This is a genomic window from Streptomyces sp. NPDC054841 (assembly GCF_053611045.1).
Map to the genome: position 1 here is coordinate 1 of NZ_JBSGZO010000899.1, position 1,430 is coordinate 1,430.

A 1,430-nucleotide genomic window follows, 5' to 3' on the forward strand; every position below is an offset into this window, starting at 1 on the left:
GCTCGCGGTAGAGGCGTTCGACGGGGTAGGAGCGGTCGTAGCCGCGGCCGCCGAAGATCTGCACGCACCGGTCGATGACCCGGCCCGCCGCCTCGCTCGCTGCGAGCTTCGCCGTCGACGCCTTCGCGTGCAGCGCCTTGCGGTCGGTGTTGGGCTGATCGGCCTCCCAGGCGACCTGGTGGGCGTAGGCGCGGTTGACGGCGATGTCGACGGCGCAGTCGGCGAGCATGCCCTGGACGAGCTGGAAGTCGGCGATGGGTGAGCCGAACTGGCGGCGCTCGACGGCCCAGTCGCGGGCCAGTTCCAGCGCTCGCTCGGCGGCTCCGACCGTGCGCGCCGCGATCATCAGACGCTCGTCGGTGAACCACTCCTTCGTCAGTTCGTAGCCGTCCCCGACATTCCCGAGCACGTCTTCGTCGGGAACGAACACATCGGTGAACGTGAACTCGGGATGCCCGTTGACCGCCGAGTGCATGAACCGCGGCACCCGGGTCATCTCCAGCCCCTGCGCCTGCTTGTCGACGAAGAAGAGGGTGGGCGCCCGCCCCGGGCCGGCGTCGGCCTGAACCAGCAGGAAATCGGCGATGTCGCCGCAGGTCACGAACCACTTCTCGCCGTTCAGCAGCCAGCCGCCGTCCGTGCGGGTCGCGGTGCTCGTACCGGAACTGGGGTCCGAGCCCGCGCCCGGTTCCGTCACCGCGAAGGCGTCGAAGCGCTCGCCGCGGATGACGGGCAGCAGGTACTTCTCGCGCTGCGCCTCGTCGGCGTACGCCAGGACGTTGGCGGGACGCCACGGGATGTCCCAGAGGCAGTTGGTGACCTTCCCGAACTCCTCCTCGACGATGACCTGGTCGAGCAGCGACAGACCGGCCCCGCCCCATTCGGTGGGCATGTTGATGGCGTACACACCGGCATCGATCGCGGCTCGGGTCAGCTCGCGCACGGTGTCGGCGGGCAGTGGGCCGCCGGCCTCCTCGGACTGGTTCTCGTACTCCATCAGGAGCCTGGTGTACGCGGCGGCCCGGTCCTTGAGGGCGGCCTGCTCGGGTGTGTAGCGGAAGTCCATGGTGTGCTCCGGGCCTTTCGGTCGGGACGGGCAGTGGGAGGTGGTACGAGGCATCGGTGCGGTGCGGTGCGGTGCGGTGCGGTGCGGTGCGGTGATGGGACGGGGCGGCCCTGTCAGGCCAGTACCGCGCGGGAATCCAGGGCGAGCACGCCGTCCGGGCGGACCAGAAGTGGGTTGACTTCGAGTTCGGCGATCTCCGGATGGGCCGCGGCGACGGTGGTGATGCGCTCGATGACGTCCGCGGCGGCGGCCACATCCACGGCGGGCCGCCCGCGGACACCTGACAGCAGTGCGGCCGTCCGCAGGCCGCGCAGCAGCTCCGCGGCACGCGCGGCCGGGAGGGGCGCCAGGGTGAAGGCGACGT

Annotated in this window: 2 protein-coding genes; both read right to left on the reverse strand. The window is 70.8% G+C overall.

Annotated elements, in window-relative coordinates; translation table 11 throughout:
- The coding region (locus ACWGI8_RS44280) for an acyl-CoA dehydrogenase family protein (RefSeq protein ID WP_453669283.1) at window positions 1-1,066 on the reverse strand (1,066 nt) is incomplete at its 3' end.
- 113 nt (window positions 1,067-1,179) lie between these two features.
- The coding region (locus tag ACWGI8_RS44285; RefSeq protein WP_453669284.1) for an acetate--CoA ligase family protein at window positions 1,180-1,430 on the reverse strand (251 nt) is incomplete at its 5' end.